The sequence below is a fragment of the Collinsella sp. UBA1693 genome (assembly GCF_002320115.1).
Taxonomy (GTDB): domain Bacteria; phylum Actinomycetota; class Coriobacteriia; order Coriobacteriales; family Coriobacteriaceae; genus Collinsella; species Collinsella tanakaei.
The window spans coordinates 191286-207133 of the sequence record NZ_DCJT01000001.1; the positions used below are offsets into that span (position 1 = coordinate 191286).

The 15848-nt window shown below is 63.3% G+C and carries 14 protein-coding genes; 5 read left to right on the plus strand and 9 right to left on the minus strand.

Annotation, left to right across the window (positions count from 1 at the left end):
• Positions 1-46: 46 nt before the first annotated feature.
• Entirely contained in the window at positions 47-2863 is a 2817-nt protein-coding gene (gene polA / locus B3H65_RS00835) for a DNA polymerase I (RefSeq protein ID WP_286683748.1), read from the minus strand.
• 197 nt (positions 2864-3060) lie between these two features.
• Between polA and B3H65_RS00840 the strand changes: the two genes are divergently transcribed.
• Positions 3061-4452 (plus strand): aminopeptidase, encoded by a 1392-nt coding sequence (locus tag B3H65_RS00840; RefSeq protein ID WP_286683749.1) that lies wholly within the window; start codon positions 3061-3063, stop codon positions 4450-4452.
• A gap of 156 nt (positions 4453-4608) precedes the next feature.
• On the opposite strand, the gene B3H65_RS00845 is transcribed toward B3H65_RS00840, so the two are convergent.
• Positions 4609-5583, minus strand: coding sequence for a PfkB family carbohydrate kinase (locus tag B3H65_RS00845; protein WP_286683799.1), 975 nt, complete (start codon positions 5581-5583; stop codon positions 4609-4611).
• 126 nt (positions 5584-5709) lie between these two features.
• Between B3H65_RS00845 and B3H65_RS00850 the strand changes: the two genes are divergently transcribed.
• Complete coding sequence (locus tag B3H65_RS00850) at positions 5710-6579, plus strand: YaaA family protein (protein WP_286683750.1); 870 nt, start codon at positions 5710-5712, stop codon at positions 6577-6579.
• 113 nt (positions 6580-6692) lie between these two features.
• On the opposite strand, the gene B3H65_RS00855 is transcribed toward B3H65_RS00850, so the two are convergent.
• Positions 6693-7619 carry a TIGR02452 family protein gene (locus B3H65_RS00855; RefSeq protein ID WP_286683751.1) on the minus strand — a complete coding sequence of 309 codons (927 nt, stop codon included), beginning with the start codon at positions 7617-7619 and terminating at the stop codon, positions 6693-6695.
• Positions 7620-7807: 188 nt separating this feature from the next.
• Between B3H65_RS00855 and B3H65_RS00860 the strand changes: the two genes are divergently transcribed.
• Positions 7808-8617: a biotin--[acetyl-CoA-carboxylase] ligase gene (locus tag B3H65_RS00860; RefSeq protein WP_286683752.1), complete on the plus strand. Its 810-nt coding sequence runs from the start codon at positions 7808-7810 to the stop codon at positions 8615-8617.
• 250 nt (positions 8618-8867) lie between these two features.
• On the plus strand, positions 8868-10451 hold the full coding sequence (pckA, locus tag B3H65_RS00865; protein WP_009141659.1) for a phosphoenolpyruvate carboxykinase (ATP): 1584 nt from the start codon (positions 8868-8870) through the stop codon (positions 10449-10451).
• Between the two features lie 174 nt (positions 10452-10625).
• Here pckA and B3H65_RS00870 read toward each other — a convergent pair whose 3' ends face one another.
• The 6 genes from B3H65_RS00870 to B3H65_RS00895 form a co-directional block, all read right to left on the minus strand.
• Entirely contained in the window at positions 10626-12017 is a 1392-nt protein-coding gene (locus B3H65_RS00870) for an oxaloacetate decarboxylase subunit alpha (RefSeq protein WP_286683753.1), read from the minus strand.
• Between the two features lie 58 nt (positions 12018-12075).
• Positions 12076-12219: an OadG-related small transporter subunit gene (locus B3H65_RS00875; RefSeq protein ID WP_009141657.1), complete on the minus strand. Its 144-nt coding sequence runs from the start codon at positions 12217-12219 to the stop codon at positions 12076-12078.
• A gap of 12 nt (positions 12220-12231) precedes the next feature.
• Positions 12232-13347: a sodium ion-translocating decarboxylase subunit beta gene (locus B3H65_RS00880; protein WP_009141656.1), complete on the minus strand. Its 1116-nt coding sequence runs from the start codon at positions 13345-13347 to the stop codon at positions 12232-12234.
• 41 nt (positions 13348-13388) lie between these two features.
• Positions 13389-13802, minus strand: a complete 414-nt coding sequence (locus B3H65_RS00885) for a biotin/lipoyl-containing protein (protein ID WP_286683754.1) — start codon at positions 13800-13802, stop codon at positions 13389-13391.
• Entirely contained in the window at positions 13792-14124 is a 333-nt protein-coding gene (locus B3H65_RS00890; protein WP_286683755.1) for a hypothetical protein, read from the minus strand. The genes B3H65_RS00885 and B3H65_RS00890 overlap by 11 nt, the downstream gene beginning before the upstream one ends.
• Positions 14125-14449: 325 nt before the next feature.
• Complete coding sequence (locus B3H65_RS00895) at positions 14450-15142, minus strand: TIGR00730 family Rossman fold protein (RefSeq protein WP_414630708.1); 693 nt, start codon at positions 15140-15142, stop codon at positions 14450-14452.
• Positions 15143-15425: 283 nt separating this feature from the next.
• On the opposite strand from B3H65_RS00895, the gene B3H65_RS00900 reads away from it, so the two are divergent.
• The gene (locus B3H65_RS00900) at positions 15426-15836 is read left to right on the plus strand and encodes a peptide deformylase (RefSeq protein ID WP_009141652.1); all 411 of its coding nucleotides are present in this window, start codon (positions 15426-15428) and stop codon (positions 15834-15836) included.
• Positions 15837-15848: the final 12 nt, after the last annotated feature.

A 15848-nucleotide genomic window follows, 5' to 3' on the forward strand; every position in this document is an offset into this window, starting at 1 on the left:
CTCCAGGGGAAGGGGACCTCCCGCCCCACGTATTACTTACCGGGTGCTACTTGGCGTCCGCCCAGGTCTCGCCCGTAGAGGCCTCGGCAATCAGCGGCACGCGCAGCTTCACCACGTTCTCCATCTCGTCGCGAACCAAAGCGGTGAGCTTCTCGACCTCGTCCAGAGGGCATTCAAAATCAAGTTCGTCATGCACCTGCAGGACCATGCGGCTGACCATGCCCTCATCGCGCAAGCGCGCGGCCACGCGAATCATCGCGATCTTGATGATGTCCGCAGCAGATCCCTGCATAGGGTGGTTCATAGCGGTGCGCTCGCCAAAACCGCGCTGCACGGGATTCTTCATCTTGAGCTCGGGGATGGGGCGGCGACGGCCGAACATGGTCACGGCATAACCGGTCGCCTTGGCGTCGGCGATGGTCTGGTCAAGATAGGCGCGCACGCCGGGGTACGCGTCGAAGTAGCGATCGATCATCTCGCGTGCCTCGCCCATGGGAATATCGAGCGTCTGCGACAGGCCGTACGCCTGCTGGCCGTAGACGATACCGAAGTTGACCGCCTTGGCACGGCTTCGCAGCGCAGGAGTCACCTGGTCCACCGGCACGCCAAAGACGCGCGCGGCGGTCTCGGCGTGGAAGTCCTCGCCCTCGTTGAAAGCCGCCACCAGATGCTCGTCACCGGAAAGGTGCGCCAGCAGCCGCAGCTCGATCTGCGAGTAGTCAACCGCCAGCAGCACGGAGCCCTCGCCCGCGGAGAACGCCGTCTTCACCGTGCGCCCCAACTCGGAACGGGTAGGAATGTTCTGCAGGTTGGGGCTGGACGAGGACAGGCGGCCCGTCGCGGTGATGGTTTGGTTGTAGGTGGTGTGCACGCGGCCGTCTAAACGGCGCAGCGGGCCAAGGGCATCCAAGTAGGTGGACTTGATCTTGGTCTTCTCGCGGTACTCCAACACCAGGCGGACAAACTCGTTGTCGCGGGCGAACTCGTCCAAAACCTTGGCGTTGGTGGAGTAGTAACCGCGCTGCGTCTTCTTGAGGCCCTTGGTGGGCAGGCCCATCACGTCGAACAGGATGTGCGAGAGCTGCATGGGGCTGGAGATGTTGAAGGTCTCGTCGCCGGCGAGCTCGCGAATGCGCGCGACCAGAGCGTCGATCTGCCCGCCAAGCTGGTCGGACAAGGCCTTCAGGCGATCGGGATCCACCAGCATGCCGGCGCGCTCCATGCCAGCGAGCACCGGAACAAGCGGCATCTCTATCTGGGTGAAGACGTCGATGTCGCTATCGCGCTCCATCGCCGCTTGCAGCGCCTCGCGCGCCGCGACCGACACCGCCGCATCGCGCGCGGCAGCCGTAGGCGCGTCCTCGGCGGCACCGTCCTCCCCGCGCGCGGCGGGCAGGCCGGAGGAAAGGTAGGTATCCGCCAGATAGGCTGCGTCGAACTCGGAGCGGATGGAGTCGAGCAGGTAGGCGGCGACCGTGGTATCGAAGACGCGATCGGAGTCCACGTCCAGCGGATCCATCAGCTCCGGCTCCGTCGAGTCGATGGGCGACAGCTGGTGGATGAGCGCCTTGACGTCCGGCGAGCAGACAAGGGCGCGCGTGAACAGGTGGACGAGCACGCCGTTGATAAGGCCGCGCGACGCGTCAACACCATTCTTGTCGGCAGCGTCGACGCAGACAGCGCACGCACCCGCGGTCTGCGGCTCCTCGAAACAGACCATGCCGGAGGCGGTGGCCACCCACAGCGCGCGCGTCATGCCAAAGAGCGCGTCCTCATCCTTGTCATCGTCCAAGGTAACGCCGAGCCACTCGCCCGCCTCGATGGCGCGGGCGACCTCCTCCAGAGCCTCGGAAACGCCCTCGCCCGTCTCTGCGTGCGCGACCGCGACCACGCGGGGCATCTCGAACGCCGGGGCAGCGTCCGCCGCCGCGCCAGCGTCCTCGCCAAGCAGCGCCAGGAAGCGGTTCTGCATGGCCATGATGCCCAGCTCGCCCAGACCCTCGCCCACGGACTGCGCGTCGTAGGCGGGAAACGCGAGCGTATCGAAATCCATCTCGATGGGGGCGTCCGTGCGGATACGCGCCACCTCGCGCGAGAGCAGGGCGTCTTCGATGTGGGCGCGCAGGTTCTCGCCCATCTTGCCCTTGACCTCGTCCGCATGGGCGATGACCTCGTCCAAACTGCCGTACTGGGCGATCAGCGCGCTCGCCTTTTTAGGACCGATGCCCGGCACGCCGGGAATATTGTCCGAACTATCGCCCTTGAGGCCGTAGAAGTCCGGCACCAGCTGGGGCGTGATGCCATGGTAGAGGTCGTCCACGCTCTCCGGCGTCATAATCGCGATGTCAGAGAGGCCCTTACGGGTGGAGACCACGTTGATGTGATCGGTGACCAGCTGGTACATATCGCGGTCACCGGTGATGAGCAGCATGTCGCAACCGGCGGCCTCGCCGCGGCGCGCGAGCGTGCCCAAGATGTCGTCGCCTTCCCAGCCCTCGGCCTCCACAATGGGCACGCGGATGGCCTCGAGCAGCTTCTTGACCATGGGGAACTGCTGGCGCAAGTCGTTGTCCATGGGCGGGCGCTGCGCCTTGTACTGCGGCAGCATCTCCATGCGCACGGCGGGACGGCCCTTGTCGAACGCGCAGATCACGCCGTCCGGGTCAAAGGCGTCGACCATCTTGAGGAACATGTTGAGAAAGCCGAAGACGGCGTTGGTGGGGCGCCCGTCCGGAGCATTCATGGTAGGCGGCACGGCATGGAACGCGCGGTGCATCAGCGAGTTGCCGTCGATGACGGCCACCACGCGGCGGCGGGGCGCGGATGCGGTGGACGAGGAGACATCGGTCGAAACGTCGGTCATAAGACCCTCCTTTGTATCTTTCTGCTGTGCACCAGTCTACGCGAGCGGCACCCTTGGCGCCATATCCCACAGCGCCCTCCCCTACTCTTCCGCAAGCGAAGCGAATACGCCCGCCGCGATAGAAGGCACAAAGGCTCCGCGTCCACGTGATACCATGGCATGCGGTAACACAACCTGCGTAGAACGAAAGGAACGTCATGGAACGACCCAACGCATGGAAGAAATATGACGAGGCGGCGCTTGCCGAGCTCGACGATCTCTGCGAGCGCTACCGCGCCTTCATCAGCGACAACAAGACCGAGCGCGAGTGCGTGACCTCATCCATCAAGCTGGCCGAGGCCGCCGGCTACACCAACCTGGCCGATGCCGTCGAGCAGGGCCGCGAGCTCAAGGCGGGCGACAAGGTCTACGCCGTCAGCCACAACAAGACCCTTATGCTTGTCAACCTGGGCAGCCGCCCCATGGAGCAGGGCATGAACATCCTGGGCGCCCACATCGACTCCCCGCGCCTGGACCTCAAGCAGAACCCGCTCTACGAGGCCGGCGACATGGCCTACCTGGACACCCATTACTACGGCGGCGTCAAGGCCTACCACTGGGTCGCCACCCCGCTGGCGCTTCACGGCGTCATCTGCAAGAAGGACGGCACCACCGTCGACGTCGTGGTGGGCGAGGATGCGGCCGATCCCGTCTTTTGCATCTCCGACCTCCTGATCCACCTGGCGAGCGACCAGATGGAGAAGCCCGCCGGCAAGGCGGTCGAGCATGAGAACCTCGATGTCATCGTCGCCGGCCGCCCCGTGGTGATCGATGGGGACGAAGAGGCCAAGGAGCCCGTCAAGCAGATGTTCCTCAACCTCATCAAGGAGAAGTACGACGTCGAGGAGGAGGACTTCCTCTCCGCCGAGATAGAGGTCGTGCCCGCCGGCCCCGCCCGCGACATGGGCCTGGACCGTTCCATGATTCTGGGCCACGGCCAGGACGACCGCGTCTGCGCCTACACCTCCCTGCTCGCCCAGCTCGACGTGCCCCAGGTCGAGACCACCAGCGTCACCCTGCTGGTCGACAAGGAGGAGATCGGCTCCGTGGGCGCCTCCGGCATGACCAGCCGCTTCTTCGAGAACACCGTCGCCGAGATCATGGCGCTGGCCGGCGAGGACTCCCCGCTGGCGCTTCGCCGCGCGCTCGCCAACTCCCGCATGCTCAGCTCCGACGTCTCCGCCGGCTTCGACCACCTTTACGCCGACCGCTTCGAGAAGAAGAACGCCGCCATCATGGGTCACGGCCTGTGTTTCAACAAGTACACCGGCGCACGCGGCAAGAGCGGCTCCAACGATGCCGACGCCGAGTACTTCGCGCTGATCCGCGACATCATGGACGAGGCGGGCGTCGACTACCAGACCTGCGAGCTCGGTCGCATCGGTGCGGGCGGCGGCGGCACCATCGCCTATATCCTGGCCGAGTACGGCATGGACGTCATCGACTCCGGCGTGGCGGTCATCTCCATGCACGCGCTTTGGGAGGCCACCAACAAGGCGGACATCTTCGAGGCCTACAAGGGCTATAAGGCCTTTATCGCCCGCGCCTAGCGCCGCGCAAGCACCGCGGGGACGGCCCCGCCCGGAGTCGCCCGCCGCAACGAATACGGCCCGACCCCTGCACCGGCAACGCATCCGGTCAGCGGGTCGGGCCGTTTTATCTTTGAACGAGTTCTTCTGGAAAAATAGCCGCCAAGTGCGGCGCGCTTAATACCCGGCAGCCTCCACCACGCGCTCGCGCGGCAGATGCGCGCCGGACGCGCCCACCACCGCAGATGCCACGCGGTTCGCGCGCATCAGGGCGCCCTCGATCGACTCGCCGCGGTGCCGCGCGCTCATCAGCGCGCCAATATGAGAATCGCCCGCGCCGATGGTGTCCACCACCGTCGCCGCCACGCCCGGCACCACGCCGCGGCGCTCACCGGTATCGAAATAGCAGCCGTCCGGCCCCATGGTAGCGAAAACGGTGTTGCCCACGCGCTTCTGCAGTACGGCGACCGCCCGCACCACCGCCTGGTCGACGCCGGGCGCGTCCCCGTCCGCCGCGCCGCCGTGCGCCGCGCCGCCACGCGCGAACGCATCCGCCTCACCCGTAAGGCGCGCGGCAGCTACGCACGCCTCGTCCGCATTCATATGCAACTGGGGGTGCAAATCGTAGATGCACTCCACCAGGTCCATGGGCAGCGATTCGGGACGAGGCCCCGGAGTAAAGTACAGCTGCTTGCCCGCGCATGCTCGCTCCAAGAACTCGACCACCACCGGACCGGTGGGGTCCTCGATCTCAAGGCCGCACGAATACACCGCGTCGACCTCGTCCATATCAAGCGCATCGAACCACGCGGACTCATAGTGATAATCCGCCCCGTGGTACGCGATGAACGTGCGCTCGCCGCCGGGCTCCACAAAGCAATAGCAGCAGCCGTTTTCCATCTGCGGGTTCTCTACCAGCACGGGCACGCCCTCCGCGGCAAGGCCCTTGCGTACAAAGTCGCCAAACGCGCCCGTGCCAACGGGGCTAAACAGCAGCGCGGGCTCGCCCAGGGCGTGCGCCACAGAAAACGCGTTGAACGCGCATCCGCCCAGCATGGTCTTCTGCCCGTAGACAATAACATCTTGCGCGGTCCGCGGCAGACGGTCCACGTTGATCACCACGTCCGCGCAGGTGACCCCTACAAACAGCATCTTTCCCACGGTGCCTCCTCGCACGTGCCGCCCGCCGACGGCGAAATCCAATCACGGTCTGCATGGTACCATCCAAAGGCACTGCCCAGCCATTACGCAAATCTCGTGCGAAACGGATACAAGCCCATGCTGCAAGTCATCATCTCCCCTGCCAAGCAGATGCGCGTCTGCGCAAGCGCCTTCGCCGCGCAAGGCATCCCGCCCTACCCCCAGCGCACCGCCACGCTGCACCAGCGCCTTTTGCAAATCGAGCATCAAGACGGCAAGGACGCGCTCCAGGCGCTTTGGTCGGTCAGCGACAGGCTGCTGCAGCAAAACCTCGACCGCCTGCACGCATTCGAACCCCTTATGGACGCCGGCGACCTCAACAACCCCGAACTCGCCCGCCTGGTCTCGCCCGCCGCATTCTCCTACGTGGGCATTCAATACCAAAGCATGGCGCCAGAGGTCCTGGACCAAGAGTCGCTCGCATGGCTGCAAAGCCACCTGTGGATTCTCTCCGGCCTGTACGGGTGCGTGCGACCCTTTGACGCCGTGCAGCCCTATCGCCTTGAAATGGGCGCCAAGCTGGCCGCAGACGGCGCCAAGAACCTCTACGCCTTCTGGGGAGATGCGCTGGCCCGGGCCGTCTGCGGTTATATGGACGATGAAACCCCGCCGCAAACCGGCGCGGCGGCGCACGCGGGCACATGCGTGATCAACCTTGCCAGCGTGGAGTACGCAAAGGCGGTGCTTCCCCATCTGAACCAGAGCTCGCGCTGCATCACCTGCATCTTTGGCGAGGACCTGCGGGCAGGCAAGCCCGTGCAGCGCTCCACCGCCAGCAAGACCGCCCGCGGCTCCATGGTCCGCTGGATGGCGGAGAACCGCATAGAGAACCCGGCGGATCTAACCCGTTTCAACGTGGGCTATGCCTTCTCGCCCCAGCTCTCGTCCAACTACTCGCCCACAGCAAACGCGGGCGGCAACCAAACGCTGGTATTCATGAAGAGCTAAGCCAACGAACCCATGAGTCCGCGCCCGCCATGAATATAAAGGGCCCCGCCTTCCCCATCTACATCTCTGGGAAGGCGGGGGCCCATGCTTGGCATCTTTGTCTCTAGGGCTCCTTACAGATACTTGCGCCAGTCGTCCTCGTCCTCTTCCACCACGGGCTTTACCTCCACCACGGGCGTTGCGTACGCCTGGGGGTTCTTGTCCGGGAACATTGCGAACGCATGGGCGAACTTGGGCAGGTTCTCGTCAAAACGGCCCTTGGGCACGGCAAAGACCACCTGCTTTGCCACGTGCGCGCCAAGGCTGAGCTCTTCGCGGAACATCTCCGCCACCACGCTTGCATCCCAGCCAAACACGCCGCAACCAAAGGCGCCCAAAACCAGCTTCTCATGGCCCAGCTCGTCGGCAAGGGAAAGGGCGAAGCGGATGCGCTCGCGCATGGCGCGCTCCAAGGTCTCCTTGTCCACGTTATACTCCTCGCGGGCGCGGCGGGCGTTGGGAGCCGCCACCACCAGCACGTCGGCATATGCGTGCACGCGGTCGCGGCCAAAGCGCACGGCGGGCACCACCAGGGCACGGTTCTTGTACAGGTTGCAGTTGATGTTGCGGCGACGGTTCTCAACGTACCAATCCTCTTTGCGCTTAAGCACGTTGTAGAGATAAGACTCCATGCACAGCGACTCCTCCTGCGCCACGGAACCGCGGATATAGCCGCCGCCCGGCGACGTAAAGGATGCAAAGTCCAGCACCGCCATATCGCAGAACTGGGCGCGGCCGCGGCCGTTCTCCAAAATTGCGGTCACGGCGTCTTGGTCTATAACGGCGACGGACGGCACGCAGCCCTCCACCTCCACCTTGGGCGAGCCGTCTACCGTGCGCAGCCCGGCGAATGACCGCTCGATATCCTTGGCGTACGCGTCCTCCATATCCTTGGTGTGCAGCTCGTTCTTGCGGGCGCGCTCCGCCTTGCGATTGTCGCGCTCACCGGAACGGCCCGCGCGCGGGCGGCCCGTATCAGAACGATTGTTACCAAATGCCATGGGATAGCCTCCTTCATGCCTTTACTCGCGCGGACCTACGCCGTAAGCGCGCATATCCGCCACTGCAGTCCATGGTACCCGTGAACGCCGTGCGGGATGCCAACGTTTTAACCAGATGCATGCATGCGCGCCCCGGGCGTACAATGCCAAAAAGAGGCACTCGCCACCCCAACACGTTAGGAGCGCATATGGATCGAACCCGCGAGCACGCGGACAAGGATCTTGTTGTCCTAGAAAGCGTTGGCTCGACCAATGAGGAGCTCATGTCCCGGGCGCGCGCAGGGGCCCCGCACGGCATGGCTATCAGGGCGCGCACGCAAACCGCGGGTCGCGGGCGGCGATCGCACAACTGGGCGTCCCCAGACGGCGGGCTATACCTCTCCATCCTCTTGAGGCCCGCCCTTGCGCCGACGCAGCTTCCCGGCATTCCCGTAGCGTGCGGCCTGGGCGTGGTCCGCGCGCTTGAATCTTTGGGCTGCGCCGACCTCGCCCTTAAATGGCCCAACGACGTCATCACGCCCGCGGGCAAGCTGGGCGGCATCCTGGTCGAGGCCGTGCAGACGACCCAGGGTATTGCCGCCGTATGCGGTTGCGGCATCAACTTCTCCCTACCAGACGCCGGCGCCCGGACCAAGGGAGCCCTACCCATCACGTGCCTGGCTGACGCGCTGTCACCCTGCTGCACCATGCCGGACATCGACCACGCCGCCAAGACCATCCGCTTGCACGTGCTTGAAACCTATGAGTCTTGGGCACGCGTCGTTGCACGCGAAGGCAAGGGAGCCCCTCCCCTTTTTGGCATTGTCGAGGATTACAACCGTCTAGTCGCATACAGCAACGAGAAGGTCAAGATCCTTTCCCCCCAGCACGAACTTCTTGGCACGGGAACGCTTAACGGCATCGACCCCTGGGGCCGCGCGATAGTGGTGGACCAAGACGGCAAGACGCTCGCGCTTGACTCCACCCATGTGTCGCTTAGGCCTCTGGCCTGCGATTAAGCACATCATTTGCCCCGCACGACCCAGGATCGCGCCAAAGGATCGGACTGCGAAGCGAGCCAAAAAATCAGCAATCGACTGGTCTGCACGTTTGCAGGCCAGTCGATTTTTTTACAGATGTCTCGTAAACCGTTGCCCGTTTCAGCCCATCACTTTGACCGATTTTTTCGTCCCGCGTATCTGCGAAGAGGGCATAGTGGTAGCCATGCGTTTGAGTATCACTGGACAAGACAACCAAGGAGTGAGTGAAATGATCAGGACGATACTTAAAGATCTTGGAATCAACTCTGAGAAGGTCAACGTCGATTGGTCCCCGGCAAAGCTTACCGAGTACGCAGTCAAGGCAGGCGAGGGCGTTCTCACCAACACCGGCTCTTTGATGTGCGAGACCGGCAAGTACACCGGCCGCAGCCCCCAGAACCGCTACATCGTCGACGCCCCCAAGGCGCACGAGAACGTGAACTGGAACAGCCCCCAGAACCGCCCCATCGACGTCGAGACCTACGAGCGCCTCTATAACAACGTCGCCGCCTACCTCTCTGATCGCGAGGTCTTTGTTGTCCGCGCCTTTGCCGGCGCCGACCGCGCCTACGCCCGAAAAGTCCTTGTTGTTTGCGAGCGCGCCAGCCAGGCGCTTTTTATTAGCCAGCTGTTAGTTCGTCCCACCAAGGACGAGCTGAGCAACTTCGGCCGTCCGGACATCACGGTCTTCGCGGCCCCCGGCTACTCCACCAGCAAGGAAGTCGACGGCGTGGACGGCGACGCTGCGGTCATGCTCAACTTCGACACCAAGGGCATCATCGTCGCCGGCACCGGGTATTCCGGCGAGATCAAGAAGGGCGTCTTCACGACCATGAGCTATCTGCTCCCCGTCGAGGACGGCGTTCTCTCCATGCATTGCTCGGCCAACGTCGACCCCGCCACTGGCAAGACCGCCGTGCTCTTCGGCCTGTCCGGCACCGGCAAAACCACCCTGTCCGCCGACCCCAACCGTCGCCTGATCGGTGACGACGAGCACGGATGGAGCCCCCGCGGCATCTTCAACATCGAGGGCGGCTGCTACGCCAAGTGCATCGACCTCACCCGTGAGCGCGAGCCCGAGATCTTCGATGCCATCAAGTTTGGGTGCGTTACCGAGAACCTGGTTCTCGATCCGGAGACCAGCGAGCCCGATTACTCCGACGGCTCCATCACCGAGAACACCCGCGCCGGCTACCCGCTGACCCATATCCCCAGCGCCGTCGAGCCCAGCGTGGGCGAGACCCCCAGCGTCATCTTGTTCCTCACCGCAGACGCCTACGGCGTGCTGCCCCCCATCTCGCGCCTGGACCGCACCGAGGCCATGTTCCACTTCCTGACCGGCTACACCTCCAAGGTCGCCGGCACCGAGGTCGGCATCGTCGAGCCCCAACCCACGTTCTCCGCGCTGTTCGGCGAGCCCTTCATGCCGCTGGACCACATGGTTTACGCCTATCTGCTGGGCGAGAAGATCGCCAAGCACAACACCCGCGTCTACCTGGTCAACACCGGCTGGACCGGCGGCCCCTACGGTGTGGGCCACCGCATCGCCCTCTCCCACACCCGCGCCCTGGTGCGCGCTGCCATGGACGGCTCGCTTGATTACGCCGGCTATCGCCATGACGACGTCTTCGATGTCGACGTTCCGCGCGAGTGCCTGGGCGTACCGTCCGACCTGCTGGAGCCCCGCAAGACCTGGGAGGATCCCGAGGCCTACGACGAGGCTGCCGCCAAGCTCGCCAAGCTCTTCAAGGAGAACTTCGAGAAGCGCTACCCCGGCACCTCGCTCGAGGACCTTACCACGCTGAAGCGCTAGCGCTATCAAGCACGCCCCACAAGCCCCCCTTCAGCCCGCTTGCCGTCCGTGCAGGCGGGCTCTTTTCATGGCCCGGCGTTAGCTCCGGCGGCACAAAGACGCCCGCCCACCGCACGGGCATGCGATGGACGGGCGTTTACAAGAAAACCAATATAACTGCCGGCTGCCAAGATCCTAGCAGTCGATGGAGACGCTTACCTCCTGGACGGGGACGTCGTAGAACGGGTCCTCGCGGCGGCCGAGGAAGTCGCGCGCCTGCTCGGGGAACAGGGCGTAGGAAAGCACGTCCTCCTCGCTGCGGGCGTACTGCGAGATCTCCTCGCGCAGCTTGGGCATCTGAGGCTCGATCAAGTCGGCGGGACGGCAGGCGATAACCTCGTCGTCGCCGATGATCTTCTCGCGGATCTCCTTGGAGATGCTCACCGGCGGGCGTCCGTACATACCGTGGACGTAGTCGCGGATCTCTGACGGCACGATCTTATAGCGCTCGCCGGAAATGACGTTCATCATCGCCTGGGTACCCACCATCTGCGACAGCGGGGTGACCAGCGGCGGATATCCCATATCGGCGCGCACGCGGGGGACCTCCGCCAAAACCTCGCCGTAACGGTCCTCGATATGCATCTCCTTCAGCTGGTTGAGCAGGTTGGAGAGCATGCCGCCGGGAACCTTGTAGAGCAGGGCCTTGGGGTCGACGCCCAGCACCTTGGGATTAAGGACGCCGGATGCCAGGAAGCCGTCGCGCACGGGCAGCAGCGCCTTGGCGACCTCCTCCATGGGGCCCAAGTCAAGGCCCGTGTCATAGCCCAGGCCCTCAAGCGCGATTGCCATGGACTCGGAGCACGGCTGGCTGGTGCCTTCGGCAAGCGGGGACATACAGGTGTCGATGATGTCGGCGCCCGCTTCGACGGCCTTGAGGAGCGTCATCTGGGCGATGCCGGCCGTACCGTGCGTATGCAGCTCGAGCGGCAGGCTGGTAGCGTTCTTAATCTCTGAAACAAGCTCGTAGGCGACGTCCGGCGTGAGGACGCCCGCCATGTCCTTGATGCAGATGGAGTCCGCACCGGCGCGCTCCATCTCGTTCACCAGGGATACGAAATAGCGGATGGTGTGGACCTCGCTGGTGGTGTAGCAAATCGCAGCCTGCACCTCGCCGCCGGCCTCCTTGGCAGCGCGAATCGAGGTGGTAAGGTTTCGCGTGTCGTTGAGCGCGTCGAAGATGCGCAGGACATCGATGCCGTTCTCAACAGACTTCTTCACAAAGGACTCGACGATATCGTCCGCATAATTGTGATAGCCCAGAAGGTTCTGGCCGCGCAGCAGCATCTGCAACTTGGTGTTCTTCACATGGGAGCGAATGGTGCGCAGGCGCTCCCAGGGATCCTCGTTCAAAAAGCGCAGGCACGAATCGAACGTCGCGCCGCCCCAAACCTCAAGCGACTCGTAACCGCAGCTATCGAGGGTTTCCAAAATGGGAACCATATCCTCGATGGGCATGCGCGTCGCGATCTGGCTCTGCTGGCCGTCGCGCAGGATGGTCTCCATAAAGCGAATCTTATGTGCCATGGGATGAGTCGCACCTCCTATCTATATAGAGTATCGAACGTAAACGAACGGAATAGCCTTAAGCGTCCTTTTTGGGCGGGAACATCTTGGAAAGAGCCATGGACACCAGGTAGATGATGAGCATGACAACAAAGATGCCGCCCCAGCCAAGAACCAGAATCTGGAAAGCTGTTGCGAGGTCGCCGGAAAACAGTTCAGCCATCTCAAACCTCCCTTAAAGCAAAAGGCCAAGGACCAGGCCGCCGGCAACAACCGATGCGATCTGGCCGGCAACGTTGGCGCCGGCAGCCTGCATGAGGATGAAGTTCTGGGGATCTTCCTCGGTAGCGAGCTTCTGGATGACACGGGAGCTCATGGGGAAGGCGGAGATGCCCGAGGCGCCGATCATGGGGTTGATCTTCTCCTTGCGGAACAGGTTGAGCAGCTTGGCGAACATGACGCCGCCCACGGAGTCCATGACAAAGCCCAGAAGACCCAGGCCCATTACCAGCAGGGTGTCGAACTGGAGGAAGTCGGTATAGACCATCTTCACCGAGACGCACAGGCCCAGCAGGATGGAAACCAGGTTGACCAGCTCGTTTTGGGCGGAGACGGACAGGCGGTCGAGCACGCCGCACTCGCGCAGCAGGTTACCGAACATAAGGAAACCGACCAGCGGCAAGGATACCGGGGCGATGAGGCCGGCGACCACGCAGATGATGATCGGGAAGAGGATCTTCGCCGTCTGCGATACCTCGCCCGGCTTGTACTTCATGCGGATCCGGCGCTCTTTTTTAGTGGTAACGGCCTTGATGGCGATAGGCTGGATGATGGGGACCAGCGCCATGTAGGAGTAGGCCGCGACCATGATGGCGCCCATATATTTTGATCCCAGCGAATTCGCTACAAAGATAGATGTAGGTCCGTCCGCCGCGGCGATGATGCCGATCGAGGCGGCGTCGGCGATATCGAAGCCGGCGAGCACCGCCACGATGATGACAAAGAAGATGCCGAACTGGGCGGCTGCGCCAAAGAGCAGCAGGAACGGGTTAGACAACAGCGGACCGAAGTCGATCATGGCACCGATACCGATGAAGAGCAGAAGCGGAAACAGCTCGGTCTCGATACCGGCCTCGAACAGGACCTGAAACGGACCGGCCTCGCCGCCGGTCATGAGAACGCCCGTGTTGGGAATGTTCACAAGGATGGTGCCCAGGCCCATGGGGACGAGCAGCGTGGGCTCGTACTCCTTCTTGATGCCCAGATACATAAGGATGGCGCCGATAAGCATCATGACGATGCGGCCCGGCTCGGCGCCGAGGCCGATAACCCCTTCAATCAACGTTTCCAATGGTCACGCCTCTTTTCAAGTAGAAGATGGACGGAACGGCGCTAGGCGATGCTGAACAGCTCGTCGCCAGGGTTGACCATATCGCCCTTGGATACGCCGATGGAAGCGATGACGCCGTCGACCTCGGCGACGATCTCGGACTCCATCTTCATCGCCTCGAGAACCATGACGGGCTGGTTGGCCTTGACCGGGTCGCCGACGTTGAGATGGATATCCAAGATGGTGCCGGGCATGGGAGCACCCTGCACGTGAGCGCCGGCGGGAGCCGGAGTTGCGGCGGCAGGCGCGGCCTCGGGCTCCGGGGCGGCAGCGGGAGCCGGGGCGGGAGCCGCTGCGGGCGCGGGCGCCGGGGCGGGGGCGGCCAGATCAGCAGGGGTGGGCACCGGGGCGCCGACCTCCTCCATCTCGACCAGATACTGGGTTCCATCGATGGAAATCTTGAACTTACGCAGCATGATCTTTCTCCATATCCTTCTTCTTGTAGATTCGACGTACCTTAAACGAGCTTTCTTCCAGCGCACCGGCACCCATCGCGGTGGCTATGCACGCAACGCGGCGATACTCGGGGTTCGCCATGCTCACGCGACGGATCTTCATCTCGCTTTCCGGACGATCCCCCGCGGCGATGGCGGCGGCGATCACGCAGGCGACCCTATGCTCTTCAGGGTCGACGGGAATATAGGCCGGAAGCTCTTGCCACTCATCTTCCGCAAAACCCGGAGCGATCTCTCGCGGGCGCGGCGCCTCCTTTGCCTTTACCTCCCGGGCTTCAGCCACCTGGTGCCGCTCGCTCGAGCGCCGTGCTCGCTCACGCAACCAAGAGCGTAATCCCATACAACTGTCCTCTCTCGCGCACCGCTTCCCCGTCGGCACCATATCCGCGAGGCATAACGGCACTAGTCCAATATGTTGATTGTATAAAGGAATAACGGTTATTCTGCGTAGAACGCAACCTTCTCGGTCAGCGGTTCTCGCTTGACATACATAAACGAAGGGACTAGCACCTCGAAGAGCCTCCTCGATGCCAATCCCTTTTACCTTGCATTATGTTAGTTAGGCCAACAGTGCGCCGCGACACCGTCCACGGGCGCGCCCCCGCGCGCTACCGCCGCATGCCGGAAAGCGCCACCGCCACCGCCTCGTCCACATCGTCGGTTATCTTGACCATGCGGTGATCGAGCTCGCCGATCATGCCGGCGTCACGGACCGTGCCCTCGATCCAATCGAACAGGCCGCGCCAATAATCCTCGCCCACCAGGGCCACCGGCGTCTCTTTCACCTTGTGCGTCTGGACCAAGGTGAGAAGCTCGAACATCTCGTCCAGGGTTCCAAATCCTCCGGGAAACACCATGGCGCCGCTTGAGTATTTGACGAACATGGTCTTGCGGACAAAGAAGTACCTAAAGCTCATGCCCAAGTTGACCCACGGGTTGAGGCCCTCCTCAAAGGGAAGCTCGATCCCTAAGCCAACCGACACGCCGCCCGCCTCCGCCGCACCGCGGTTCGCAGCCTCCATGATGCCGGGGCCTCCGCCGGTGATGACCGCGCAGCCGGCGCGGACCACCTGGGTCGCGGCATCGCGCGCGGCCGCATACATCTTGTCATCGACCGAGGTCCTCGCGGATCCAAAAACTGCCACAGCGGGACCGAGCCCCGCAAGGGCGCCAAAACCGTCCACGAACTCCGCCTGGATGCGCATAACGCGCCATGGATCCATGTGGAGCCAATCAGTCGAGGCCTCGGGTGCGAGCAGGTTTCCATACGTGGTGTCCTTGGGTACCATGCGCCCGCGCATAATGACCGGCCCGCGACGATAGGTCTCGTCAAACGGCTGAACCTGCACGGCATCCCCGTGCTGAGGCGCCGGGCTTTCATTGTCGATATCCATATCCCATCCACTTCCACTCTTGACGCGGCGGCCCATGGCTGCTCGGCGCGCGTCCCTGTCCCCCACCACCATACCCTCAAGGCACGCCGCCATGCGCAAGCGGCGCGTAACGGCTGACGCATAAAACGGTAAGGAGCCGCGCGCCCTTGCGGTACCATTGCCCCGTACAGCACGCGTCTAGGAGGAACCCATGATCCGCCCCATTATGAAATCAACGCTCATCCTCTCGCGCCCCAGCGCGCCCGCCACCGCGCAAGACGCAAGCGTCGCGCAAGATCTGCTCGATACCTTTGCCGCCAACCGCCGAGGATGCGCAGGGATGGCCGCCAACATGATCGGCATCTTGAAGCGCATCATCGTAGTCGACTGCGAAGGGGAGGCGCTGCTGATGTACAACCCCGTCATCGAGTCCTCGTCCAATCCCTATGAGACCGAAGAAGGATGTCTGTCGCTCGAGGGGCTGAGGCCGGCGACGCGCTACCGCAATATCACCGTTTTGTATGAGGACGAGAACTTCTCGCCCAGAAAGCGCTCGTTTTCCGGCTACACAGCCCAAATCATCCAGCACGAGATCGACCACTGCGACGGAGTCGTCATTTAACGCGCGCGGAAT

Coding starts and splice junctions, on each gene's coding strand:
- B3H65_RS00840 (WP_286683749.1), top strand. CDS start 3,061: ATGGAACGACCCAACGCATGGAAGAAATATGACGAGGCGGCGCTTGCC.
- B3H65_RS00900 (WP_009141652.1), top strand. CDS start 15,426: ATGATCCGCCCCATTATGAAATCAACGCTCATCCTCTCGCGCCCCAGC.
- polA (WP_286683748.1), bottom strand. CDS start 2,863: ATGACCGACGTTTCGACCGATGTCTCCTCGTCCACCGCATCCGCGCCC.
- B3H65_RS00895 (WP_414630708.1), bottom strand. CDS start 15,142: ATGCGCGGGCGCATGGTACCCAAGGACACCACGTATGGAAACCTGCTC.
- pckA (WP_009141659.1), top strand. CDS start 8,868: ATGATCAGGACGATACTTAAAGATCTTGGAATCAACTCTGAGAAGGTC.
- B3H65_RS00855 (WP_286683751.1), bottom strand. CDS start 7,619: ATGGCATTTGGTAACAATCGTTCTGATACGGGCCGCCCGCGCGCGGGC.
- B3H65_RS00885 (WP_286683754.1), bottom strand. CDS start 13,802: ATGCTGCGTAAGTTCAAGATTTCCATCGATGGAACCCAGTATCTGGTC.
- B3H65_RS00860 (WP_286683752.1), top strand. CDS start 7,808: ATGGATCGAACCCGCGAGCACGCGGACAAGGATCTTGTTGTCCTAGAA.
- B3H65_RS00845 (WP_286683799.1), bottom strand. CDS start 5,583: ATGCTGTTTGTAGGGGTCACCTGCGCGGACGTGGTGATCAACGTGGAC.
- B3H65_RS00875 (WP_009141657.1), bottom strand. CDS start 12,219: ATGGCTGAACTGTTTTCCGGCGACCTCGCAACAGCTTTCCAGATTCTG.
- B3H65_RS00870 (WP_286683753.1), bottom strand. CDS start 12,017: ATGGCACATAAGATTCGCTTTATGGAGACCATCCTGCGCGACGGCCAG.
- B3H65_RS00850 (WP_286683750.1), top strand. CDS start 5,710: ATGCTGCAAGTCATCATCTCCCCTGCCAAGCAGATGCGCGTCTGCGCA.